This is a genomic window from Paenibacillus pasadenensis, assembly GCF_002864175.1.
Classification (GTDB): Bacteria; Bacillota; Bacilli; order Paenibacillales; family Paenibacillaceae; genus Paenibacillus_O; species Paenibacillus_O pasadenensis.
This window is the reverse complement of the sequence record NZ_NFEZ01000002.1, coordinates 49,724-72,815: the sequence shown is the minus strand read 5'-3', so window position 1 is coordinate 72,815 and position 23,092 is coordinate 49,724. Positions and strand designations below refer to the sequence as shown.

Annotated in this window: 21 protein-coding genes and 1 riboswitch; of the genes, 16 read left to right on the top strand and 5 right to left on the bottom strand. The window is 67.2% G+C overall.

What is annotated here, in order from left to right; genetic code table 11:
* Positions 1-148: 148 nt before the first annotated feature.
* The 5 genes from B8V81_RS03485 (at position 149) to mobB (ending at position 7,330) form a co-directional block, all read left to right on the top strand.
* The gene (locus tag B8V81_RS03485; protein ID WP_180968372.1) at positions 149-1,570 is read left to right on the top strand and encodes a molybdopterin molybdotransferase MoeA; all 1,422 of its coding nucleotides are present in this window, start codon (positions 149-151) and stop codon (positions 1,568-1,570) included.
* A gap of 120 nt (positions 1,571-1,690) precedes the next feature.
* Complete coding sequence (locus B8V81_RS03480) at positions 1,691-3,976, top strand: FAD-dependent oxidoreductase (protein ID WP_101807728.1); 2,286 nt, start codon at positions 1,691-1,693, stop codon at positions 3,974-3,976.
* On the top strand, positions 3,967-6,102 hold the full coding sequence (locus tag B8V81_RS03475) for a molybdopterin oxidoreductase family protein (RefSeq protein WP_101807727.1): 2,136 nt from the start codon (positions 3,967-3,969) through the stop codon (positions 6,100-6,102). Before B8V81_RS03480 ends, B8V81_RS03475 begins: the two co-directional genes overlap by 10 nt.
* The gene (mobA, locus tag B8V81_RS03470) at positions 6,102-6,812 is read left to right on the top strand and encodes a molybdenum cofactor guanylyltransferase (protein WP_101807726.1); all 711 of its coding nucleotides are present in this window, start codon (positions 6,102-6,104) and stop codon (positions 6,810-6,812) included. Before B8V81_RS03475 ends, mobA begins: the two co-directional genes overlap by 1 nt.
* Positions 6,809-7,330: a molybdopterin-guanine dinucleotide biosynthesis protein B gene (gene mobB / locus B8V81_RS03465; protein WP_101807725.1), complete on the top strand. Its 522-nt coding sequence runs from the start codon at positions 6,809-6,811 to the stop codon at positions 7,328-7,330. Before mobA ends, mobB begins: the two co-directional genes overlap by 4 nt.
* A gap of 247 nt (positions 7,331-7,577) precedes the next feature.
* Here the strand turns inward: mobB and B8V81_RS25100 are convergent, their stop codons facing one another.
* Positions 7,578-7,946 (bottom strand): hypothetical protein, encoded by a 369-nt coding sequence (locus tag B8V81_RS25100; RefSeq protein ID WP_180968371.1) that lies wholly within the window; start codon positions 7,944-7,946, stop codon positions 7,578-7,580.
* A 770-nt stretch (positions 7,947-8,716) separates the two neighbouring features.
* Positions 8,717-9,331, bottom strand: a complete 615-nt coding sequence (locus tag B8V81_RS03455) for a superoxide dismutase (protein WP_101807724.1) — start codon at positions 9,329-9,331, stop codon at positions 8,717-8,719.
* A gap of 329 nt (positions 9,332-9,660) precedes the next feature.
* Between B8V81_RS03455 and B8V81_RS03450 the strand changes: the two genes are divergently transcribed.
* The 7 genes from B8V81_RS03450 (at position 9,661) to folE (ending at position 14,173) form a co-directional block, all read left to right on the top strand.
* On the top strand, positions 9,661-10,083 hold the full coding sequence (locus B8V81_RS03450; protein WP_101807723.1) for a GNAT family N-acetyltransferase: 423 nt from the start codon (positions 9,661-9,663) through the stop codon (positions 10,081-10,083).
* A 142-nt stretch (positions 10,084-10,225) separates the two neighbouring features.
* Positions 10,226-10,792: a DUF402 domain-containing protein gene (locus B8V81_RS03445; protein ID WP_101807722.1), complete on the top strand. Its 567-nt coding sequence runs from the start codon at positions 10,226-10,228 to the stop codon at positions 10,790-10,792.
* On the top strand, positions 10,789-11,373 hold the full coding sequence (lepB, locus tag B8V81_RS03440; RefSeq protein WP_101807721.1) for a signal peptidase I: 585 nt from the start codon (positions 10,789-10,791) through the stop codon (positions 11,371-11,373). The genes B8V81_RS03445 and lepB overlap by 4 nt, the downstream gene beginning before the upstream one ends.
* Positions 11,374-11,433: 60 nt before the next feature.
* Positions 11,434-11,886 (top strand): ribonuclease HI, encoded by a 453-nt coding sequence (rnhA, locus tag B8V81_RS03435; protein ID WP_101807720.1) that lies wholly within the window; start codon positions 11,434-11,436, stop codon positions 11,884-11,886.
* Positions 11,887-11,975: 89 nt separating this feature from the next.
* On the top strand, positions 11,976-13,226 hold the full coding sequence (gene queG, locus B8V81_RS03430; protein WP_101807719.1) for a tRNA epoxyqueuosine(34) reductase QueG: 1,251 nt from the start codon (positions 11,976-11,978) through the stop codon (positions 13,224-13,226).
* A 53-nt stretch (positions 13,227-13,279) separates the two neighbouring features.
* The gene (locus tag B8V81_RS03425) at positions 13,280-13,537 is read left to right on the top strand and encodes a YneF family protein (protein ID WP_028598616.1); all 258 of its coding nucleotides are present in this window, start codon (positions 13,280-13,282) and stop codon (positions 13,535-13,537) included.
* 42 nt (positions 13,538-13,579) lie between these two features.
* Complete coding sequence (gene folE, locus B8V81_RS03420) at positions 13,580-14,173, top strand: GTP cyclohydrolase I FolE (protein ID WP_101807718.1); 594 nt, start codon at positions 13,580-13,582, stop codon at positions 14,171-14,173.
* Between the two features lie 201 nt (positions 14,174-14,374).
* Here the strand turns inward: folE and B8V81_RS03415 are convergent, their stop codons facing one another.
* A complete protein-coding gene (locus B8V81_RS03415) occupies positions 14,375-15,409 on the bottom strand; it encodes a superoxide dismutase (RefSeq protein WP_219623303.1) in 1,035 nt (344 codons plus the stop codon).
* 440 nt (positions 15,410-15,849) lie between these two features.
* The gene (locus B8V81_RS03410) at positions 15,850-16,884 is read right to left on the bottom strand and encodes an alpha/beta hydrolase (protein ID WP_101807716.1); all 1,035 of its coding nucleotides are present in this window, start codon (positions 16,882-16,884) and stop codon (positions 15,850-15,852) included.
* A gap of 305 nt (positions 16,885-17,189) precedes the next feature.
* On the opposite strand from B8V81_RS03410, the gene B8V81_RS03405 reads away from it, so the two are divergent.
* Complete coding sequence (locus B8V81_RS03405; protein ID WP_028598620.1) at positions 17,190-17,960, top strand: IclR family transcriptional regulator; 771 nt, start codon at positions 17,190-17,192, stop codon at positions 17,958-17,960.
* Between the two features lie 250 nt (positions 17,961-18,210).
* A complete protein-coding gene (locus B8V81_RS03400; protein WP_028598621.1) occupies positions 18,211-19,581 on the top strand; it encodes a dicarboxylate/amino acid:cation symporter in 1,371 nt (456 codons plus the stop codon).
* Positions 19,582-19,738: 157 nt separating this feature from the next.
* Here the strand turns inward: B8V81_RS03400 and B8V81_RS03395 are convergent, their stop codons facing one another.
* Positions 19,739-20,329, bottom strand: coding sequence for a hypothetical protein (locus tag B8V81_RS03395; protein ID WP_028598622.1), 591 nt, complete (start codon positions 20,327-20,329; stop codon positions 19,739-19,741).
* 5 nt (positions 20,330-20,334) lie between these two features.
* Positions 20,335-20,526, bottom strand: a riboswitch (cyclic di-AMP (ydaO/yuaA leader).
* Between the two features lie 223 nt (positions 20,527-20,749).
* Here B8V81_RS03395 and B8V81_RS03390 point away from each other — a divergent pair.
* Together B8V81_RS03390 and B8V81_RS03385 are read left to right on the top strand one after the other, a co-directional pair.
* Complete coding sequence (locus B8V81_RS03390) at positions 20,750-21,853, top strand: amidase domain-containing protein (RefSeq protein ID WP_244912710.1); 1,104 nt, start codon at positions 20,750-20,752, stop codon at positions 21,851-21,853.
* 87 nt (positions 21,854-21,940) lie between these two features.
* Entirely contained in the window at positions 21,941-23,071 is a 1,131-nt protein-coding gene (locus tag B8V81_RS03385) for a D-alanine--D-alanine ligase (RefSeq protein WP_028598624.1), read from the top strand.
* Positions 23,072-23,092: the final 21 nt, after the last annotated feature.

Here is a 23,092-nt window from a genome sequence, read left to right as displayed (position 1 = left end):
ACCTGCCGGCACAATGGCGTGCCGCTGGACCGAGAGCAACGAAGCCCTCTTCTTCTTCGCGCATGCAGCTTGCGCGGATGGAAGCGGGCTTTTTTTCTTCTTGAAGCGGGAGCAGTCGTCGATCAGGACGGACAGAGGGGGCGGACGGATGGAGAGGGGCGCGCGTGGCGAAGGATGGGGCGGACAGAGCGTGGCGGAACGGAGGGCGCGGCAGAAGGAGGCGCTCGGAGCAGGAAGGGCGGCGGGAGAGCCGGAGGAGTCGGCGGCGGAAGCCGCTTCCCGGGACTGCCCGCATGAGCTTGGGGGGGAGCCGGCGGATGCGGCTGAGCTGCCGCTGAAGCTGGCGGAGGTCGCGGATGCGGTGCTCCTGCTGGCGGACGGTCTCGCTCCGATCGGCATGGAGCGTGTCCCGCTCGCGGATGCAGGCGGGCGCGTGCTGGGGGAGGCGCTGCTCGCCCGGCAGCCGCTGCCGCCGTTCCGCCGGGCCGCGATGGACGGCTATGCGGTGCGGGAAGCCGACCTGGCGCCGCTGGACAAAGGAGATGCGGTGCATCTCGCCGTGGCCGGCGAGCGGCGGCCTGGCCGGGCTTGCGGACAGCAGGACGCGCCGCCGCCCGGATCGGCGCTGCGCATCTTCACCGGCGCGCGGGTGCCGGAGGGTTATGACCGCGTCGTCATGCAGGAGCGGACGCGTCGGCTGCCTGGCGGCGCCGTGGAGCTGGACCGCCCGCCCGGCCAGCCGACGCACATCGCCGAGATCGGCGAGGACGCGCCGGCGGGAGCCGTGCTGCTGGAGGCCGGCGCGAGGCTGCGGGCGCGGCAGGTCGCCCTGCTGGCGGCCGACGGCCGGGGCGAGGCGCAGGTCCGCCGCCGTCCGGTCGTAGCCGTCGTGCCGGTCGGCGACGAGCTTCGCCGGCCGGGGCAGCCGCTGGGGAGCGAGGGCATCTACGATTCCAACAGCGCGATGCTGGCCGCCCGGGTGCTCGAGCTCGGAGGCATCCCGGCGGCGCTTCGCCCCGTGCCGGACGATCCGCGCCGTCTGGCGGAGGCAATCCGGGAGGCGGCGCTGTCCGCCGATCTCGTCGTGACCGCCGGCGGCGTGTCGGTCGGCGACTGCGATTACGCTCATGAGGCGGCGCGCTTGGCGGGAGGCCGGGTCCGTGTCGACAGGATGAAGATGAGGCCCGGCACGCCGACCTCGGCTTACCGGATGCCGGACGGGACGCTGCTGGCCGCGCTGTCGGGCAACCCGTCCGCCTGCTTCGCCGGCATGGAGCTGCTCGTCCGCCCGCTGCTGCTGCGGCTCGCCGGGCGCGCGGACTGGATGCCGCGCTGGCGGACCGGGCGGCTCGCGGCGTCCTTGTCCAAGCCATGTCCTTATCCGCGCTACATCCGGTCGGCGGTCGGGGAGGCGGAGGACGGCATGGCGCTGCTGCTGCCGCTTGCCGGAGACCGCTCGGGCAACGTCGCCGCCTTCGCCCGCGCCGACGCGCTCGCCTGCGTTCCGGCAGGAGGGAAGGGCGCGGCGGAAGGGACGCTTGTCCGCTGGCTCGAGCTCGACGCCGACTAGCGTGCCGCGAAGCGCGAGCGCAGGTCCAGGATGACGGGCAGAGGGCACAAGCTGTAACTGTAAAGAGAGCACGAGCAGGAGCAGGAGAGAGAGCACGAGCTGGAGAGGGAGTGGGAGGCCATGGCGGAACGAAAGGAAAGGCTGGTCGTCGCAGGAAACGGCATGGCGGGCTTGAAGCTGCTGGAAGAGCTGGCGAGAGCCGCGCCGGGCCGATATGAGATTGCCGTGTACGGCAGTGAGCCGGTGCCAGCCTACAACCGCATCCTGCTGTCCAAGGTGCTGCAGGGAGGCGCGCGGCGGGAGGAGATCGAGCTGAAGCCGCGGAGCTGGTACGAGGAGCAGGGAATCGAGCTGCGCACGGGCGAGGCGGTCGCCAGCCTCGATCCGGCCGCGCGCGTACTGCGCACGTCCGCCGGACGGACCGACCGCTATGACCGGCTCGTGCTGGCGACGGGCTCCTCCGCCTTCATCCCGCCGATCTCCGGCGCGGACAAAAAGGGCGTGATCGCCTTCCGCAGCCTGGCGGACGGGGAGGCGATGCTGGAGGCGTCTCGCTCGGGCCGCAGCGCCGCCGTCATCGGCGGAGGACTGCTCGGCCTCGAGGCGGCGAGAGGCTTGCTGCATCTCGGCATGGAGGCGCATGTCGTGCACAACGCCGCTTATCTGATGAACCGCCAGCTCGACCGGCAGGCGGCCCGGCTGCTGCAGGCGGAGCTGGAGCGGCAGGGGATGCGGTTCCATCTGGCGCGGGACACGTCGGAGGTGACCGGCATCGGCCGCGCGAGCGGCCTGCGCTTCCGCGACGGCAGCCGCCTGCAGGCGGATCTGATCGTGCTCGCCGTCGGCATCCGTCCGAACGTCGAGCTGGCCCGGGCCGCGGGCCTGGCCGTGCGGCGGGCGGTCGAGGTCGACGACCGGATGCGCACGAGCGATCCGTCCATCTACGCGGTCGGCGAGTGCGCCGAGCATCGCGGCATCGCCTACGGCCTTGTCGCTCCGCTTTACGACCAGGCGAAGGTGCTGGCGCGCGAGCTGGCAGGAGCGGGCGGAGCGCCCTATGAAGGCTCCATCCCCTACTCCCAGCTGAAGGTGGCCGGCATCGAGGTGTTCTCGGTCGGCGATGCCGCCGGACATGGCGAGGAGGAGACGGTGCAGCAGGCCTACGACGGCTTGCGCGGCACGTATCGCCGCGTGCTGGCCCGGGACGGGAAGGTGACGGCGGCGGTGCTCTACGGCGACGCTTCGGAAGGTCCCGCGCTGCTGGAGCTGGTGCGGCGCGGCGCGCCTCCGGAGGAGCTGGCCGCATCGAAGGCCTCCCGCAAGCAAGCGGAGGGCGGCGGACTGTCGCCGCGGGAGGCGATGGCGGCCGCCCTGCCGGACGCGGCGACCGTCTGCGAGTGCAACGCCGTCGCCAAGGCCGCCATTCTGGAGGCGGTGGCGGGCGGCTGCGGCACGGCGGAGGAGGTGCGGGCCTGCACCGGGGCCTCCGGCTCCTGCGGCGGCTGCCGGCCGGTCGTCGAGGCGCTCGTCCGCTTGGGCGCCGCAGGCAAAGCCCAGGCGCGGCCGGGCGGAGCCGCCTCTCCTGCCGCTGGCGCCGCTGCTGGCGGAACCGCCGCCGCGCCGCCGCTATCGCTGCCGGTCTGCGGCTGCACGGAGCTGGCGGCAGCCGAGCTGCCGGCTGCCGCGGCGAGGGTCGCGGAGCAGAGCGGCGGCATCGGGCTCTCCCCGCGCGAGCTGCGCCGGCGGCTCGACTGGGGCAGGGAGGACGGCTGCGGCGAGTGCCGGCCGGCGCTTGCTTTTTATGCGGCGCGGCACGGCTGGGCGGCTGCTTCCTTGGCTTCGGCACAAGGGAGAGGGCCGAGCTTCGTCGTCCAGGCCGGACGCTCCGAGCGCCGGATCGGCATGGAGCCGCCCGTGCCGGTCGTGCGCGAGGCGGCTGCGGCGGCCGAGCGCATGCAGCGGCGCTGGCGGCGGCTGGCCTGGCCGTCGCCGCTGCGGGCGGCGGTGTCGCCCGGGCCGGATGCGCCGGCAGGAACGCTCGTCGCCGACGTCGGGCTCGCGCTGTCGCCGGCCGGCTGGGAGCTGACTGCCGGCGGCAGCGCCGAGGGTGTCGTGCGCGGCGGGCGGCTGCTCGCCGTCGCCGAGACGCTGGAGGAGGCAGCCGAGGCGGCGGACGCCTGCCTGCAGCGGTACCGGTCGGAGGCCAGGTGGGGCGAGCCGCTCTGGCAGTGGCTGGAGCGGACCGGCGAGGCCCCGCTGCAGGAGCTCCTGGCGGACGCTTCCTCGCGGCGGGAGCTGGCCGGAGCGCTGCGCCTCGCGGCGGCGGAGAGGAACGGGGACGAGGGCGGGGAGTTCGAGCCGGCGCGACAGGAACAACGGGAAGTGGAGGAAGAGGCATGTCCATGACGACGATTCCGCTTGCGGGACGGGAGCTCGACTCCCAGTGTCCCTATTGCAGCGTGCAGTGCAAGCTGCGGCTGACGCCGGAGCCGGCCTCCGGCGGCGAACCTGGCGAGCCTTTCCGCTACCGCGCCCAAGGGGCTCCCAATGCCGCCTCTCAAGGGCGGGCATGCGTCAAAGGGCTGAACGCGCATCAGCACGCGTTCAGCTCCGAGCGGCTGCTGCAGCCGTTGATCCGGCGGGAAGGGCGGCTCGAGCCATGCGGCTGGGACGAGGCGCTGGATGCGGTCGCGGAGCTGTGGCGGAGCCGGATCGCGGCCGGAGATCCGGACTCGATCGGCTTTTACGGCGGGGGGTCGCTGACCAACGAGTCGGCCTACTGGCTCGGCAAGTTCGCCCGCATCGGCGTCGGCACGCGGCACATCGACTACAACGGCCGCTTCTGCATGTCGGCGGCGGCTTCGGCCGGCGTGCGCGCGTTCGGGCTCGACCGGGGGCTGACGTTCCGGTTGTCGGACATTCCCGAGGCCAAGTGCATCCTGCTGGCCGGCACGAACGTGGCGGAGTGCCAGCCGACGCTGATGCCGTATTTCAATGAAGCGAAGGAAAACGGGGCGTATCTGATCGTGGTCGACCCTCGCCGCACGAAGACGGCCGAGGCCGCCGACCTGCATCTGCAGCTGCGTCCGGGCACCGATGCGCTGCTGGCCGTCCTGCTGCTGCGGCTCGTGCTGGACGAGGGGCTGGAGGACCGCGCCTTCATCGAGGCGCGGACGGAGGGCTTCGACGAGGCGCGGCGGCAGGCGGAGGCGCTCGATCCCGCCGAGGCCGCCGCCCGCTGCGGAGTGCCGCTCGAGGACGCGCGGAGCGCGGCGCGCGCTTACGCAAGCGCGGAGACGGCGATCCTCTGCACGGCGCGCGGGGTGGAGCAGCAGACGGACGGCCACGAGGCGGTGCGGCAGCTGCTCAACCTCGTGCTGGCGACAGGCCAGATCGGACGGCCGGGCTGCGGCTACGGAGCGATCACGGGCCAGGGCAACGGCCAGGGCGGCCGCGAGCACGGGCAGAAGGCCGACCAGCTTCCGGGCTACCGCTCGATCGAGGATCCGGCCGACCGGGCGCATGCCGCCGCCGTATGGGGCGTTCCTCCGGACTCGATTCCGGGCAAGGGCGTCTCCGCCTTCGACATGATGCGGCTCGTCCACGAAGGCCGCATCCGCGCGCTGCTGGTCATGGGCTCCAATCCGGTCGTTTCCAATCCTCATGCGGGATTCGTCGAGGAAGCGCTCGGCCGGCTGGACCAGCTTGTCGTGGCGGATCTGTTCCTGACGGAGACGGCGCGGATGGCGCATGTCGTGCTGCCGGTCGCCTCCTATCTGGAAAACGAAGGCACGCTCACCAATCTGGAAGGCCGCGTGCTGCTGAGGGAAGCGTCGATGCCGCCGCCGGGCGAGGCGTGGGCGGACTGGGCAGTGCTGAACGCGCTCGCGGAGCGCCTGGACCGCCAGGAGCGGTTCCGCTGCGGCTCGGCGGAGGCGATCTTCGAGGAGCTGCGCCGCGCGAGCCGCGGCGGTGCCGCCGATTATGCCGGCATCTCTTACGAGCGGCTGCGGAAAGAGGGCGGCGTCTACTGGCCCTGTCCATCGGAAGAGGAGGACGGGCAGGGACTGCTGTTCGCGGACGGCTTCGCCCGTCCCGGCGGACGGGCGCAGTTCGCCGCCCGGACGGAGGCCGGCACCGGCGCGGTCGACGAGACGGACGGCGGCTATCCGCTGCTGCTTACGAACGGCCGCGTGCTCGCCCACTATTTGACCGGAGCGCAGACGAGGCGCAGCCCGGCGCTTGCGTCCCGGGAGCTGGAGAGCTTCCTCGAGCTGCATCCGCGCACGGCGGCCGCGCTGGGGATCGAGGAAGGCGAATGGGTGTCCGTCGTCTCCCGTCAGGGAGAGTTCGCGGCGCGCGGCCGGCTGAACGCCGGCATCCGCGAGGATACGGTTTTCGCGCCGATGCACTGGGGAGGTAGGCAGAACGTCAACCGGGCGACGAGGCCGGAGCTCGATCCGGTCTGCCGCATGCCCGGCTTCAAGACGACGGCGGTGCGCGTCCGGCCGCTGCGGGGAGGCGGAGCCTGATGCATGACTCGGCAAGGCGGGGACGCCAGACGTCTGCGGATCCGGACAGGCATGCGGAAATGGATCGCGGCGCGGCGGCCGCCGCGATGGATGGATTCATCCTCGCCGGCGGCCTCTCCAGCCGCATGGGCAGAGACAAGCATGCCCTGCTCCTGGAAGGGCGCACGCTGCTCTCTCGCATCGCGGAGCGGATGGCCCCGGCCTGCCGCTCCGTCCGCACGGTCGTCGCCGGTCCCGAGCAGGCGGAGCGGGTGCGCGCCGCCGCGCCGGAGCTCGCGGCGCCGGTGCTGGAGCCGTATGCGGGCGAAGGACCGCTCGCCGGCTTGCACGGCGCGATGCTTGCCGCCGAAGCCCCGCTCGTCTGGCTGGCCGCATGCGACATGCCGTTCGTCTCGGCCGCTGCCGCTAGGCGGCTCGCGGCAGCGCTGGAGCGCTGCGGCTCCGCCGGCTGCGCGGCGCCCCGGATCGGCAGCCGGCTGCAGCCGCTGCATGCGGTGTATCGGCGGGACATCGCGCTTGCGGCGGCGGATCGGCTGCTGCAAAGCGGGGAGCGCCGCCTGTCGGCGCTGCTGGAGGCGCTGGATGTGCTCGTCCCGGTCGGCGTCGAGATGGGCGTGCGGGACGCGGCGATGCCGATCTCCTTCAATGTGAACACCCCGGCGGACTATGAGGCCAGCCTGCGGCTGGCGGCGGAAGGAGGAGGCGAATGACCGCGGTCATGCAGCTGGTAGGCGGCAAGAACGCCGGCAAGACGACGCTGCTGTGCCGGCTGACGGAGGAGCTGGCCGGCAGGGGGCTGTCGGTCGCGACGATCAAGCACGACGGCCATGAGCTCGAGGACGAGCGTCCGGGCTGCGACACGCGGCGGCACCGGGAGTCGGGAGCCGTCTGGTCGGCGGTCAGCTCGGCTTCGCGAGCGATCGTGGTGGAGGAGCGGGGCCTCTCGCTGCCGGAGCTGATCCGGCTCGCTCCTCCGGTCGACGTCCTGCTCGTCGAAGGGTTCAAGCGGGAGCCGCTGCCCAAGCTGCTGGTCGCCCGCTCGCTCTCCGATCTGGAGCTGCTGCCGCAGCTTGCGGCGGTGGCCGGCATCGCGCTGCGGGCGGAGCTGCATGTCCGCCGCGGCAGCCTCGGCTTGCCGGACGGAATTCCGGTGCTCGGCGCCGACGAGGCGGCGGCGCTAGCGGAGCTCGTGCTGACGGTCGGACTTCAGGTAGGCTTCGACCGTTGAGCGGCGGGTCGTGCGTTCATCGGGATCGGAGAGGGGGAATTCTGGTACGGAGCCGGACGGTCGGAGGGCGCAAGGTTCAGCCACAGGGGGCTGGACGCTGGCGCAAGAACCGGACGCTTGGCGTAGAATTCCGCCAAAGGGGCGAACGGCAACAAAAGGCTCTTCCGGATCGTCCGCAAAGGGCGGCGATCTGGAAGAGCCATGGCGTGCTGGCGCTGTGCTGTTGCGGAAGTCCGGCCCGGCCGCCCTAGCTCTGGCCGATGACGATCAGCTCGATCCCGATCACGTCGCGGCGGTGGACGGGGAAGCTCAGCAGGGAGTGGGGGATCTGCCGCCCGTTGAGCCTCAGCACGTACTGGACGCCGTTCCCGATCCGCACGTCGTCGGTCGTATCGTTGCGGACGCCGCCGACGGCCTGCACGCCGCTCGTCGTCGCCCGGACGACCCCGGTGTAGTCGAGCGCCTGGGCGATGTTCATGCCTTCATAAAAGGGAATCTGGTAGTCCTCCGTGACGTAGGGGAACGACTCCCCGCCGTCGATCCGCACCGTCACGGGCGGAGCGGGAGCATTCGGCGCCACCGTCGGCCCCGGCGGAACCGAGCCGACCGGCGCCATGGCGGAGACGGCCGCCGTCTCCGCAGGGCTCGCGGCCAGCGCTGGCGCCGCCGCCCCGGGGCCGAACGGGAACGGCCCGGGTCCGGGCGGCCAAGGCCCTGGCCCCGGAGGGAACGGCCCGGGTCCGGGCGGCCAAGGCCCCGGCCCCGGAGGGAACGGCCCGGGTCCGGGCGGCCAAGGCCCCGGCCCCGGAGGGAACGGTCCCGGTCCGGGCGGCCAAGGCCCCGGCCCCGGAGGGAACGGTCCCGGTCCGGGGAAGCCGCCGCCCGGGCCAAGCGGCGGAAACAGGCCGCCGCCGAACGGCGGGAAGAGCGTCGGCGGCGTGGGAGGGATCGGCGGCGGCGCGGGCTGGAACGCGCGAGGACTGCCGCATCCGCAGTCGCCCCCTGCCTGGACATAGCGATAGGCGCTGTTGGGAGCGTAATACAAGTAAGGCTGTGACATACCGGTCGAACAGCTCCTTCCGTCTGGCGCATGGCTGAAAACGCAGGATGCATTAGCCTATGCGGCAGGAGCCTATCCTCTTGACCGACGTCGGAATATTTTCTGGCGGTTCGGCCGAATCGCGATTGATCCGAACGATACTCACAAGCGCTATCGAGCCGGAAAGCAAAGGTTTGTAATTTTAACGAACCTGAGGCAGCGGGCAGCAGACAGCGGACAACGGCGAATATCGGACAGCGGACTTGGAGAGATCGATCGCGCTCGAAATCGAAAAAGCCCGCCCGCAGCATAATGCTGCAGGCAGGCTTGTCCAAGGGCAAGAAGGCTTACTTCGCGACCGCTTCGTAGCGCTTGCCGACTTCGTCCCAGTTCACGACGTTCCAGAACGCCTTGATGTAGTCGGGACGCTTGTTTTGATACTTGAGGTAGTAGGCATGCTCCCACACGTCCAGGCCGAGCAGAGGCGTTTCGCCTTCCATGATCGGGCTGTCCTGGTTGGGCAGGCTGTATACTTTCAGCTTGCCGGCTTTGTCGGCGGCGAGGAAGGCCCAGCCGCTGCCGAAGCGCGTCGTAGCCGCTTTGGCGAAGTCTTCTTGGAACTTGGCGAAGCCGCCCAGCTCGCTCTCGATCGCTTCAGCCAGCTTGCCCGTCGGAGCGCCGCCGGCATTCGGGGCGATCGTCGTCCAGAACAGGCTGTGGTTGGCATGTCCGCCGCCGTTGTTGCGGACGGCCGTGCGGATGGACTCCGGCACGCTGTTCAGGTCGGCGATCAGGTCCTCGACGGACTTGGAAGCGAGCTCGGGAGCGGACTCCAGAGCGGCATTGAGGTTCGTCACGTACGTGTTGTGATGGCGGTCGTGGTGGATCTCCATCGTCTGCGCGTCGATATGCGGCTCCAGAGCGTCGTTTGCATACGGAAGTGCTGGAAGTTCATGTGCCATGATCAAAAAACCTCCTCGAATGATATGTAGCGATTCCAGATCATTATCCCTCAAGCCCTTGAATAAATCAACATTTTTCTTTCAAAAGTCGGGCGGACTTCGAGCCGACATCTAGAATGCCACAAAAACGATCGTTTATGCTTACCCGTGCGCTATAAAGTTCAAACGGTCGGGTAAGCGTTATCAATAAAGCGCTTTCAACGAAATGTAAGCGCAATGTTAAATTTAATGCGGTTTTTTGGACAAAAAGCCTAGCTTTCCTTTACTTTTGTCGTATAATCAAACTTAGCTTTTACCAATGACATTGAATGTAAGGGAGCTAAGCATTCATGCATGTTCGTTCTTTCCAGCTCGCCGACTACCACGGCGCGACCTCCTTGCTGCAATCGGTTCTGTGCGAAGAGTGCTACGAGGAGACGAAGGAAGCTCTCAGCAGGCAGCTGTCCTGGGACAGCGATCTCGTGCTCGTCGCATCGGATGGAGATCAGCTCGCCGGCATCATCATCGGCACGATCGACAACAACCGAGGGTACTACTACCGTGTCGCCGTCCACAAGGACTACCGAGGACGCGGCATCGCCAAGGGCCTCATCTCCCGGCTGCGCGCCCGCTTCGAGCAGCGCAACGTCTCCAAGATTCTCGTCACGGCGGACAGGCATAACGAACCCGTACTTACGCTCTACAGCTCACTCGGCTTCGAGCCGAGCGACTTCTATCATTCGTTCCAGAAACTCAGCATCGTGGCGGGCTAGGACGAGCCCTGGCCGGATTTTTTCCGGACAGGCGCTCGCCGGTCAAGCCGCCCTTTCCTTCAAGCATGTCCGGCGTCCATTGATTTTGGCGCCCGGATATGCTTTTCTTATTACTATGATGGTTAAGTCAGGGAGTGCGTAAGTGGACACGTATCGGCGCTGTTATATCAAAAGCTTCAAGCACGACGGCCATCTTCACCGCCAGTGGCAGAAGAACTGGCTCGTTCCCGACCGCTTGCTGCTGCCGCAGCAGGCCGAGGAGAACATGATCGTGCTGATCAACAACCAGACTCCGATCACGGAGGCGGACGGCTCGGTATGGGTCAGCCGCGTGCCGGCCGTCTCCTTTTTCCTGCCTGGCAAGTGGTACAACGTCGTCGCGATGATGGAGGACTTCGGCATCCGCTACTACTGCAACCTCGCCTCGCCGCCGTACCTGACGGGAGACGTGCTGACGTACATCGACTACGACCTCGACGTCATCCGTACGGCGAACGGCGACCTGGCGGTCGTCGACCGCGACGAGTACGAGCGCCACAAGACGGACTACCGCTATCCGCCGATCGTCGACGCCAAGGTCGGCCAAGGGCTGCGCGAGGTGACGCAGCGGATCCGCGCCGGCGAGCCGCCGTTCGAGGACGAGATCGTGCTGCGCTATTACGAGGCCTGGGCGAGCCGTCCGGACCGGGAAGAGGAGGGGCCGGCATGACGGAGCCTGTCGCGGCCGGGCTGCCGGCCGAGCCGCAGCCGCAGCCGCGTCCAGCCGCCCGCAGGCGAGAGCTGTCCGCGCTGCTGCGGACGGCCGTCGTCGTGGCGGCGGTCGTGCTTTTTTTGAACCGCTTCGTGCTGAACCTGTCGATCGTCGAGGGCGACTCGATGCAGCCGACGCTTCATCCGGGCGACTGGCTGCTCGTCAGCCGGCTCGCCGGCGACGCGCTGCCGATCCATCTGGGCGATGTGGTCATCCTGCGCGATCCGCGACCGGAGGACGGCAGTCCGGGGTACCTCGTGAAGCGCGTCGTCGGACTGCCCGGAGACGTAGTCGAGCTGCGCCAGGGACAGCTGCTGCGCAACGGGCTTCCGGTGCCGGAGCTTTACGCCGACCGGGCGCCGGCGCTCGAGAATTTCCAGGCGGTGCAGGTGGAGCCGGGGCATTATTTCGTGCTCGGCGACAATCGGCAGTGGAGGGCGAGCCGCGACAGCCGCACGTTCGGCGCCGTCGACGCGAGCGACATCACGGGCCGGGCCGAGCTGCTGCTCTGGCCGTTGGACCATGCCGGACGCCTGTAGGCGGCCGGCGAGAGCGGCGGAGCCGCCGTCCGCCATTTACCGTGGAAGAGGAGCGATAGCATGAAGGAAGTGACCGTATACACCGACGGCGCGTGCTCCGGCAATCCGGGTCCCGGAGGCTGGGCGGCCGTGCTGTTCTACGGCGACAAGCGCAAGGAGATCTCCGGAGCCGAGCCGCATACGACGAACAACCGCATGGAGATCCAGGCGGTCATCGAGGCGCTGGCGCTGCTCAAGGTGCCGTGCCGCGTCACCGTGCACAGCGATTCGGCATACGTCGTGAACTGCTTCCAGAACAACTGGATCCGGGGCTGGCTGCGCAACGGCTGGAAGAACAGCAAGGGCCAGCCGGTCGAGAACAAGGAGCTCTGGCAGCGGCTGTGGGAGCTCATGGGCATCCATGAGGTGGCTTACGTCAAGGTCAAGGGCCATAGCGACAACGAATGGAACAACCGTTGCGACGAGCTGGCCGTAGGCGCCATCAAGGCGATGCGGGCCGGCGGCAAGGGGTAGAGGAGCGGGGGCTGCGCGGCTAGCGCGGCCCCGCTTCCGTTTCGCGACAGGCAGACGACGGCTGGGGCGAGGGAAAGGAGGAGGAGCAGATGGATCGAATCGCAGCAGACGCCGGCTTCTGGAGCCGGCTCAAGTCCGAAATGAAGGAAGCCGCCTACGGGCTCGGCATCGACGATATCGGCGTGGCGTCGCCGGAGCCGTTCGCGGCGCTCAAGGGGCGGCTCATCCGCCATCGCGAGCTCGGCTACGAGTCCGGCTTCGAGCCGAAGGACATCGAGCGGCGCGTCGATCCGTCGCTCCTGTTCGACGAGCCGCTGTCGATCATCGCGATCGCGGTCGGCTACCCGTCCAAGCTGCAGGATCCGCCCAAGTCGGAGCCCGGCGCGCGCCGCGGCATCCTGTCCCGCTCCTCCTGGGGAGAGGACTACCATACGGTGCTGCGCGACCGGCTGGCGCGGCTGGAGGCGTGGCTGCGCGAGCGCGTGCCGGAGCTGCGGGCCGAGTCGATGGTCGATACGGGCGAGCTGAGCGACCGGGCGGTCGCCGAGCGGGCAGGCATCGGCTGGAGCGGCAAAAACAGCTTCATCCTGAACCGCAAGCATGGCACATACATCTTTCTCGCCGAAATGATCACGAACCTGCCGCTCGAGCCCGATTCGCCGGTCGAGGACGGCTGCGGCAGCTGCACGAAGTGCATCGACGCCTGCCCGACGGGCGCGCTTGTCGGACCGGGTCAGCTCAACGCGCAGCGCTGCGTCTCGTATTTGACCCAGACCAAGGAGATGGTGTCGGACGAGCTGATGCGCAAGATCGGCAACCGGCTGTACGGCTGCGACACCTGCCAGATCGTCTGCCCCGTCAACCGGGGCGTCAACGTGACGCGGCATCCGGAATTCCAGCCCGACCCCGAGCAGGTCAAGCCGCTGCTGGAGCCGCTGCTGGAGATCGGCAACCGCGAGTACAAGGAGCGGTTCGGCCGCAACGCTTCGTCCTGGCGCGGCAAAAAGCCGATCCAGCGCAACGCGGTCATCGCGCTCGGCAACTTCAAGGAGAAGTCGGCCGTGCCCGCGCTCATCCGCGTGCTGCAGCAGGATCCGCGGCCGGTGCTGCGCGGCACGGCCGCCTGGTCGCTCGGGCGGATCGGCGGGCCCGAGGCCGAGGCCGCGCTCGCCGAGGCGGCGGAGCGCGAGAGTGACGAGGAGGCCCGCTCCTGGGCGGCACGCTCGCTCGCCTCGCTGCGGGAGCAGGCCGAGGCCGGCGGAGCCGCCGCTGCGAAGCCGGAGGCAAAGGCGGCGGACGCTGCCGGGACCGCGATTGAAATTGCGCGGCCCCCCCGATAATGCTAAGATGGAAGAGCTTTATCGACCTTGATTAAAGGACAGGTGAATGGCGCGTGGAATGGTATAATATCGTCATCCCGATCGTTACGTTGATCGTCGGCCTGGTCGGCGGCTTTTTCATCGGCGTGTTCTATCTGCGCAAGCAGATGGAGAAGATGCAGTCCGATCCGGAGATGCTTCAAAAGATGGCCAAGCAGATGGGCTACAACCTGAACAACAAGCAGATGCAGAAGGCCCAGCAGATGATGAAGGGCCAGCAAGGCGGACAGCAAAAATTCATCCCGAACCAGCGTGGCGGCAAGCGCAGATAACACGGCAGCCGCCCGCTCCTCAAGGAAGCCAGGGAGGCCGCGATGGCAGGTTTGAAAGATTACTCCAACTCGATGGTCGCGCGCAATCGCGATCAGATCGAATATCATCTCCGCGAGATTCTTAAGCTGGTCGGCGAGGACGTCGAGCGCGAAGGGCTGCTGGACACGCCCGCTCGCGTCACCCGCATGTACGAGGAGATCTTCGCCGGATACGAGGTCAATCCCGCCGACGTGCTCGGCGTGACGTTCGACGAGAACCATGAGGAGCTCGTCATCGTCAAGGACATCGTGTATTACAGCCAGTGCGAGCATCATATGGCGCCGTTTTTCGGCAAGATCCATATCGGCTACCTGCCGAACGGCCATATCCTCGGCCTGAGCAAGATGGCCCGCCTCGTCGAGGCGGTCACCCGCAAGCTGCAGGTGCAGGAGCGGATCACGTCGCAGCTCGCGGACATCCTCGACGAGGCGCTGTCGCCGCAGGGCGTCATGGTCGTCGTCGAGGGCGAGCATCTGTGCATGTGCTCCCGCGGCGTCAAGAAGCCCGGCAGCAAGACGATCACCTCCGGCGTGCGCGGCGAGTTCCGCTCGAACAGCGCGCTGCGCGCGGAGTTCCTCTCGCTGCTCAAGCAGTAGCGCCGAGAGCTCCGGCAGCCTGCGCCAGCGAGCCTGCGTCAGCGAGCCCGCCAGCGGGCCGGCGAAGCGCGAGGCGGCATGAGCACGGAGCACGGCAAGCCCTCCACCCTGAATTCAGGCTGGAGGGCTTTTTTGCGTTGTTTTTCGGTCAAGAGACGAAGCGCTCCGGACGACAAGGCCGATATTTTTCAAACGACGGCGCTAGTAAGGCTCCCAGGCCAGCGTCCGCGCTTTGTCGAACCGCTCGCTCACGTACGGCCAGTTGACGACGTTCCACCAGTCCTTGATGTAGTCGGGCCGCTTGTTCTGATGCTTGAGGTAGTAGGCATGCTCCCAGACGTCGAGCGGCAGCAGCGGAATCGCATCCCATTGGGACAGGTTCTGGTGCTTCTCCGCCTGCAGGATCTCGAGCCTGCGGCTGCGCGGGCTGTAGACGAGGATCGCCCAGCCGCCGCCCTCCACCTTGCCTGCCGCCTCGGAGAACTGCTTCTTGAACGCGTCGAAGCTGCCGAAGCTGCGGTCGATCTCGTCGGCCAGCGTCCCGACCGGCTTGCCCCCGCCCTGCGGCGACATGGCGGTCCAGAACAGCGTATGCAGGTAATGCCCCGCGCCGTTGAACGCCAGCTCCCGCTCCCAATGCTTGACGAGCGCGAAGTCGCCGCTCTTGCGCGCCGCCTGCAGCTCCTTCTCCGCCTTGTTGAGGTCGTCCACGTAGGCCTGATGATGCTTGTCGTGATGGATCCGCATCGTCGCCTCGTCGATGTACGGCTCCAGAGCGTTGTACGCATAGGGTAAAGGAGGCAGCTGGTGCCAGCCGATCGGAACCTGCTGGTGCGCGCCGGCGGCTTGGCCGGTGCGGGGAGGCGATTCCGCGCGGGACGTCTCTATCTGCGCCGTCGCCGCTGCAGCCGGAGGGGCCGCCGCGTCCGTCGCCGTGCCAGCCGTCGCACTCGGCTGCTCCGCCGCGCGCCCCTGGCGGATCGCCTCGGCCCGCGCGAGGCGGGCGGTGCAGCCGCGCAGCGCCTCATGCACGGCCGAGCGCGCCTCCGGCTCGCGGCCGAGGGCGGGACTGGCCGAGAGCAGCTGCAGCAGCTGCTGAACGAGCACGCCGCTTTGCGCGGCGGCCGCCTCCAGCAGCTCGGCCGGATCGCCAGCCGCTCCTGCGGCTGGCGGCTCGGAGCGGGGCTCCAGCAGCCGGTCCGCTTCCGCGGCGTCCGCTCCAGCAGCGGCTGCCATTGCTGCAGCACGCCGGCATAAGCCGGCTCCAGCTCGGCGGCCAGCACAATCTGCTCCAGCCGATCCGCCTCTTCTTGCTTCCATTGCTTGATCTCTTCCAGCAGCCTCGCCTGCGCGAGGTCGGACGGCGCTTCGGTCATGGCGAACCCTCCTTTTCGTGGTCGGACCGGCGAGGCGAAGGTCGATTCGCGGCTGCCGGCGGACGCATGGCTCTCGCTTAGGTGTATTCGATCGACCGGCGGGGATATGAGCGGCAGGCGAAAAAAACCGCTCCGCTGCGCCGAGGCGGCGGCATCCGGCGCCCGTGTCCGGCCGGATCGAGCTTGCGAGGAAGAGGTTGGAGCCCTTCCCGTTCATGAAAAGCACGAAGCCGCCCCTGCGAGAGGAGCGGCTTCGTGCTTTTGGATATTTTCAAGTGTCGCGCCAATCAGGAATTCCGCTCAAGCGTCCAGACGGCCTTCCTGCTCCAGCGACTGGTTGACCTGGCTGAGGAACAGCGCGGCGCGCTGGATGTACTCCTTGGGATGCTGGCGGAACAGCAGCTCATGCTGGCCGCCGTTCACGATCCATTCGCGCGACAGCGGATTCGTCTGCCGGGATGCGATCGTCTCCGCATACTGGTAGGAGGCCTTGGCGTCCATCGTGCCGTGGATCATGTAGATCGGAATGGAGTAGTTCGTGCTCATGACCTGCTCGGCGGGAATCTTGTTGAAGTCGACGCCGGTCCAGAGCGGCAGCAGCTTCTCGATGAGCGGCAGCGACAGGCGCGGCAGGTCGATGATGTTGCGCACATTGTCGAACAGCGTGTCGGGGCTGGCCACGAAGGTGCTGTCGAGGATCATCGCATCGATCGCATCCGTCTGCAGGGCGGCCTGCAGCGCCGTGCCGGCGCCCATGCTGAAGCCCCAGACGACGACTTCCTTGGAGCCGTTCGCGCGGACGTAGTCGACGGCGGCGAGCAGCTGCTGAGACTCCTCCCAGCCGCCGGTCGCCGGAGCGCGGTACTGCTGGGAGGCATAGCCGTAATCGAACATCAGGACGTTATAGTTCAGCCGGTGGAGCAGGCTGGCGAGGTCGTACATCGGCACCCACGTCTCCTCGCGGTTCGCGCCGTAGCCGTGGCTCAGCACGATCGTCCGCTCGGACTCGCTCTGGATCGAGCGGCCGGGGGAGGAGGGGATGTACCAGCCGCTTACGGTCGTGCGTCCGCTGAGGCTCGGGAAGGTCACGTCTTCATAAGCGAGGCCTTTGGCCTCCATCGGATTGGAATGGACCGGGGCGACATAGGGATACGCGACCATCCATGCGATATAGCCGTGGAAGGCGACAATCAGCAGCAGCAGCAGGGCGGCGCCGGCCGACACGGCGGCTACGAGCGCATTGCGGCGCGTGTCGCGGCGAGGAAGCACGGAAGAGAGGGACGGGTCCAGCTGCAGCGGCGAGTTCAGCGGCGTATGCAGGGCAGAGCTGCTCATTTCGTCTTCCCCTCCCTTGTTTTGTAAGCGTTCTAGATCCTATGTACTACTACTGTATGCGTCTATTGTCCGGGCTGTCAATTCATGTCGAGCAATTGTTAAGCACTTGTAATGTTGCCGTAAAATGAAGCCGTTTCTTTACGAGATAAAGGAAACGAGTTATACTAGGAGAATCTTAGTTTCACTGAATGAAACCGAATCGGGGTAGACGGACTCCGCTTTCTCCCCTATAATGATAATGATTCTCAATGAGAACGGAGGAGCGTCATGGCCTTCTCCGCCCCGGAAAGAAAGCAGGTGAGCGCATGGAACCGTCCCGCAGCGGCAAGGCCGAGGATGGAAAATCGAATGTAAGGGCCGTCGAGAGGGCGCTGGATATCCTGCTCTGCTTTACGACGGAGAGCGACCTGCCGATGACCGAGATCGCGGAGCGGGTCGGGCTGCACAAGAGCACCGTGCACCGGATGCTGGCGACGCTGGAGGACAAGGGCTTCCTCGAGCGCGACCGCAGCTCCGAGCGCTACCGGCTCGGCATGCGCATCTGGGAGCTGTCGGCGCATCGGTCGCGGTCGGGCGACCCGGCGGTCATCTGCCTGCCGGAGATGGAGAGGCTGCGCGACACGCTCGGGGAGACGGTGAGCCTGTACGTGCGGGACGGCAGCGAGCGGATCCGCATCCAGGCCGTGCAGAGCAACCAGGCGATCCGGCGCGTGGCGCCGGTCGGCGTGCGGCTGCCGCTGTACGTCGGAGCCTCGAGCAAGGTGCTCATCGCTTTTGCCGAGCCGGCGCTGGCGGCGCAGATGATGTCCTTGGAGGCGCTGCCGCAAGGAATCGACCCGCAGTCGTTCCGCGAGCAGCTGGAGGAGATCCGTCGGCTCGGCTACGCGACGAGCATGGAGGAGCGCGAGCCGGGAGCGGCGGCGCTGTCGGCTCCGGTGTTCGACCGCAGCGGTCGGCTGGCGGCGGCGCTGTCCGTATCGGGACCGGCCGCGCGCTTCACGCCGGCCATCATACGCGAGCAGTCGGCGCTCGTCGTCCAGTCGGCGACCCGCATGGGCGCGATGCTGCCGGGCTGAGCGCCCTCGATTATGGCGTCTGCACAGGGATGCGGCGCCGATTCGTTTCCTATTACCCGCAGAGGCGGCCTGTGAAGGCGCCGGGCTCTGCGGGTTTTTTGGCGCGGGAGCTTGGAGTGCCTTGGTTCGGCGAGTTGGAGGCGTCGAAGCTTCATGCCAATTATTATTCATGGACTAAAATAAACGTTGACATAAGAAGTCAACCTCGCTAGTATACTATAGCATAGTAAATCACTAGGATATGAAGGGGATGGACTCATTGCCTGAAAACAACAACCTCGTGCATGCGTTCCAGACGAACTGGATCAGCCTGCTTGTCTCCCTCATCGTCATCGGACTGCTCGTCTGGCTGGCGCGGCGCCGCGTCGGTTTCGGCTATCGGGTGCTGCTCGCGCTCGGCATCGGCCTCGTCGTCGGCGTGACGCTGAACTCCTTGGAGATCGACGCCACGAGCATCAGCACGCTCGGCTCCATTTACGTCAACCTCATCAAAATGCTCGTCATCCCGCTCGTCGCCGTGCTGGTCGTCTCCAGCATCTCGTCGATCTCGAGCCTCGGGCAGCTGCGCAAGATCGGCACCAAGACGATCCTGCTCTTCATCGGCACGACCGGCGTGGCAGCGCTGATCGGCCTGCTCGTGGCGCTGGCGTTCAACCCGGGCTCGGGCATCGCCCAGGAGACGCCGGAAGGATTCGAGGCGCGGACGATTCCGACGTTCTCCGAGGTCATCCTGAACCTCGTGCCGTCCAACCCGATCGGCGACATGGCCGACGCCAAGGTTGTGCCGGTGCTGATCTTCGCGATCTTCATCGCCGTCGCCATCGTGCAGCTCAGCTCGCGCAAGCCGGAGGCGGCCGAGCCGGTGCGCCAAGTCATCGAATCGCTCAAGCAGGTCATGAACCAGGTGACCAAGTACATCATCCGCCTGACGCCATACGGCGTGTATGCGCTGATCGGCTCGATGGCCGCGCGCTACGGCTTCGATACGCTCAAGCCGCTCATCAGCCTCATTCTCGCGACGTATGTCGCGCTGCTGCTGCACTTCATCCTGACGTTCGGCTCGCTCGTCACGTTCTGGGCGAAGCTCAATCCGTTCAAGTTCCTGCGCAAGATCTACCCGACGATCGCCGTCGCCTTCACGACGCGCAGCAGCTACGCGACGCTGCCGGTCAACCTGGAGGTCATCACCAAGCGGCTGCGCGTGTCGCCGCGCATCGCCAGCTTCGTCGCGCCGCTCGGCGCGACGATGAACATGAACGGCTGCGGCGGCGTCTGGCCGGCGGTCGTGGCGATCTTCGTCGCCGAGGTGTACGGAGTGCCGCTCGGCATCTCCGACTACATCCTGATCGTTCTCGTCAGCACGATCTCCTCGATCGGCGTCGCCGGCGTGCCGGGACCGGCGTCGATCTCGACGACGGTCGTCCTGACCGCGCTCGGCCTGCCGCTGGAAGGGCTCGGCCTCGTGCTCGCGATCGACGCCGTCGTCGACATGGGCCGCACGGCGGTCAACGCGACCGGCACGACCGTGTCGTCGCTGCTCGTCGCCGTGTCGGAGGACGAGTTCGACCGCGAGAGCTACAACCGCGACGAGGAAGAGGAGCTGGAGCTGAGCCACGCGTAAAGCAGGGCGCAGCGGAATGAACGGGACGAAGCGGAGCCGGCTCCGCTTCGTCCCTGTTTTCAACTCGATGAACGCAGCGAAGCCCCCGAGGGACATGGCCCTTCGGGGGCTTCCTGCATGAGCGGATCATGCGGCAGGGATCATCGAGTTGCCTGGATTACATCGAGTGCTGGATATGGATGTCGGAAGATTCGATGAGGTAGTGCCTTCTCCAGAAGGCGGTGGCGGGAAAGGGCATCGCTTCTCTGGAGCCGGGCTCCAGAGCCTTGCGCAAAAGACGGTCCCGATGATCGCTGATCCACTCGGCGTCATAATAGAGCACCGACATGACCTCGTCGCTCGGAACGCCGACGAACGATTGGAACCAGCCGCTCCAGCTCTGCCAGTCGGCGGGAGCCTCGGAGTAGGACATCGTGACGACGGCACGGTGCAGGCTTGAGCCTGCATAAAGATGAAGCGCGACCAGATAGTCGCCGCTGCCGCCTGCAAGCATCGCCGTGGTGCGGCTGATGAACAGGTCGATGCGGCGGATGCGGCGGTCGGGAGCGAGCGGCTCCTCGACCAGAAGAGCAGCGTGGCGGGCGTCGTGCCCCGCCTCCTCGATGACCTCGGACGCATCCAGTACGACCGGAAGCGGCAGCGAGGCGGAGCAGGCGATTTCCTGCTCGGCGCAACAGGCGGCGGAGCGGTGGACGGCTCGCAGCCGTCTCGGCTCCGGACCGCCGGTGAAGCGTTCCTGCAAAGACATGGTCGAACCTCTCCTTTGGTTGCTTACGGGGTTAGCTGACGGATTCGGGCCAAGAGAGTAGCCCTACCAGGCGCAGTCCGCGGCGGCTTCGGCAGCCGCGCGTCGGGTGCGCGCCGGATTCACCCCGGCAGGCGCGACAAGGCGCCTGCGGTTGGTTCCCCCGCTTCCACTTTCGTGGAATTCAGCAGAATAGAAATGTGCTGAACTTTATCATACTTCAGGCCGGCCTGTCTTGTAAAAGGCTATATTTAGCGAAAATTCGATGAAATGCTGTCGGGAACTCGTCCATGCGGACCCATCGTCGCTCTAAAGCGCTCTCATGGAAAAGGATCATAATCCGGAGCGCATCCGTCATAGGATGGAAATTAAGATGGAGAAATAGCGCTTCGGAGAGGATGGGGAAGGATGGCGCGGATCAAGGTGGGAAAAAGGCCTCCGCAAGCCGATGCCGGCGGGGAGGAGCGACGGAGCGAGCCGCCCGCAGGCTGGCGCGGCGCCGTGCAGCAATATGTGCAGGCCTGCAACCAGGCCGAGGTGGAGCTGCGCGACAGCGCGCTCGCCGGAATCATGACGGACGCGGACCATCGGCTGCGCCTGCTGCACCGGCTCCAGCGGCAGCGCGAGCGGGCCGAGGAGCGGGATCTGCTCACCTCCCAATGCGAGACGCGGGCCGCGCTGGTCAAGGTCAACGAATCCGGCGCGGAGGTGTCGGTCGTGCTCCAGCTGCATCTGAAGCGGCATGTCCAGCACAAAGGCCGCCAGTATACGGAGGAGCGGATCGAGCGCGAGCGGATATGGCTCGCACCGGCCGGCGCGGACGGGAGCTGGCGGCTGACGCGGGTCGAGCCGCTCGTCGGCGAGCGGCGGCCGCGCTACGGCCATGCCGCGGCGGACAGCGCGCTCGCCGAGCACCGCTCCTACGGCAACGGCGGCGGCAGCGGCATCCAGCCGCCCGGCGCGCCGCGTCCTTTCCTTAACTATGGCGTCGTTCCGCGCATCAACACCCGCTCCCGCGCCTCCCGCTACCGGCGCGAGCTGGTCGCAGCCTACGCGGACCAGTGGTGGAACGAGCCGAATCCCGCTTACGAGGAATTCGAGGTCAACTGCACCAATTATGTGTCGCAGTGCGTCTTTGCAGGGGAAGCGCCGATGAACTATACTGGGAAAAGGGAATCCGGCTGGTGGTACAAGGGACGGACGGGCGGCCAGGAGCAGTGGAGCTACAGCTGGGCCGTGTCCAACGCGTTCCAGCTCTACTTGAGCTTTCCGCGCTCGTCAGGCATGCGGGCGACGCCGGTGGAGAGCGCGGCGGAGCTGGAGCTCGGCGACGTGATCACCTACGACTGGAACGGCGACGGCCGCTTCCAGCACACGACGGTCGTGACGGCGTTCGACGGGGACGGCATGCCGCTCGTCAACGCCAATACGGTGCCGAGCCGCCACCGCTACTGGGATTACAAGGATTCGTACGCGTGGACGGAGCAGACCCGCTACCGGTTCTATCATTTGAGCGACAGCATGTAGCACGGCCAGGATGCCGGCAGCCGGTCCGCATGGGCGGACCCGGCTGTTGGCATCCTAATTTCTAGAGGGTACCGGAGGGCTAACATCATGGGAGAGAAGATTCGCGTCGGACTGGTCTACGGAGGCAAGTCGGGAGAGCATGAGGTGTCGCTGCAGACGGCGCTGGCGGTCATGGGGGCGTTCGATTTCGGCAAATACGAGATTCAGCCCTTCTACATCACCAAAACGGGCGAATGGCGCTCGGCAGGCGTGCTGCTCGCGGCTCCGGACAGCGTGGAGCAGCTGAAGCTGGAAGGCGGCGACAGCAGCCTGGCGCTCGCGCCGGTATTCCGCGGCCTGGCCCCTGCGCCGGCCGGCGAGTCGGCGCTGCAGGCGGCGGCCGCCGCCGCGGCCGCGCCGGAGAAGGCGGTCGACGTCATCTTCCCGCTGCTGCACGGCACCTTCGGCGAGGACGGCACGATCCAGGGGCTGCTCGAGATGGCAAACATCCCGTACGTCGGCGCGGGCGTGCTCGCCTCGGCGGTCGGCATGGACAAAATCACGATGAAAAAAGTGTTCGCCCATGAAGGGCTGCCGCAGTGCATCTACCGCAGCTTCAACCGCACGCAGTGGGAGAAGGACCATACGTTCTTCGTCATGGAGATCGAGGTCGCGCTCGGCTATCCGTGCTTCGTCAAGCCGGCGAACCTCGGCAGCAGCGTCGGCATCTCCAAGGCGAAAAACCGCGAGGAGCTGATCGCCGCCGTCGAGCTGGCGCTGCGCTACGACCGCAAGGTCGTCGTCGAGGAGTTCGTCGACGCGCGCGAGATCGAGGTCAGCGTGCTCGGCAACGACGAGCCGCGGGCATCCGTGCCCGGCGAGGTCATCAGCGGCGCGGACTTCTACGACTACAACGCCAAGTACGTCGACGGCACGAGCATCATGCAGATTCCGGCCGACCTGCCGGCCGAGACGGCCGAGGCGGTGCGCGAGATGGCGATCCGCGCCTATCTGGCGATCGACGGCTCGGGCCTGTCGCGCGTCGACTTCTTCCTCCGGAGGAGCGACGGCCAGCTGCTCATCAACGAGGTCAACACGATGCCGGGCTTCACGCCGTACAGCATGTACCCGCTCATGTGGAAGGAATCCGGCATGCCGTACCGCGAGCTGCTCGACACGCTGATCGAGCTGGCGCTGGCGCGCCACGCCGACAAGCAGAAGATCCACTACGGCGGCTGAGCCGCCTGAAGCGTGCTTTCC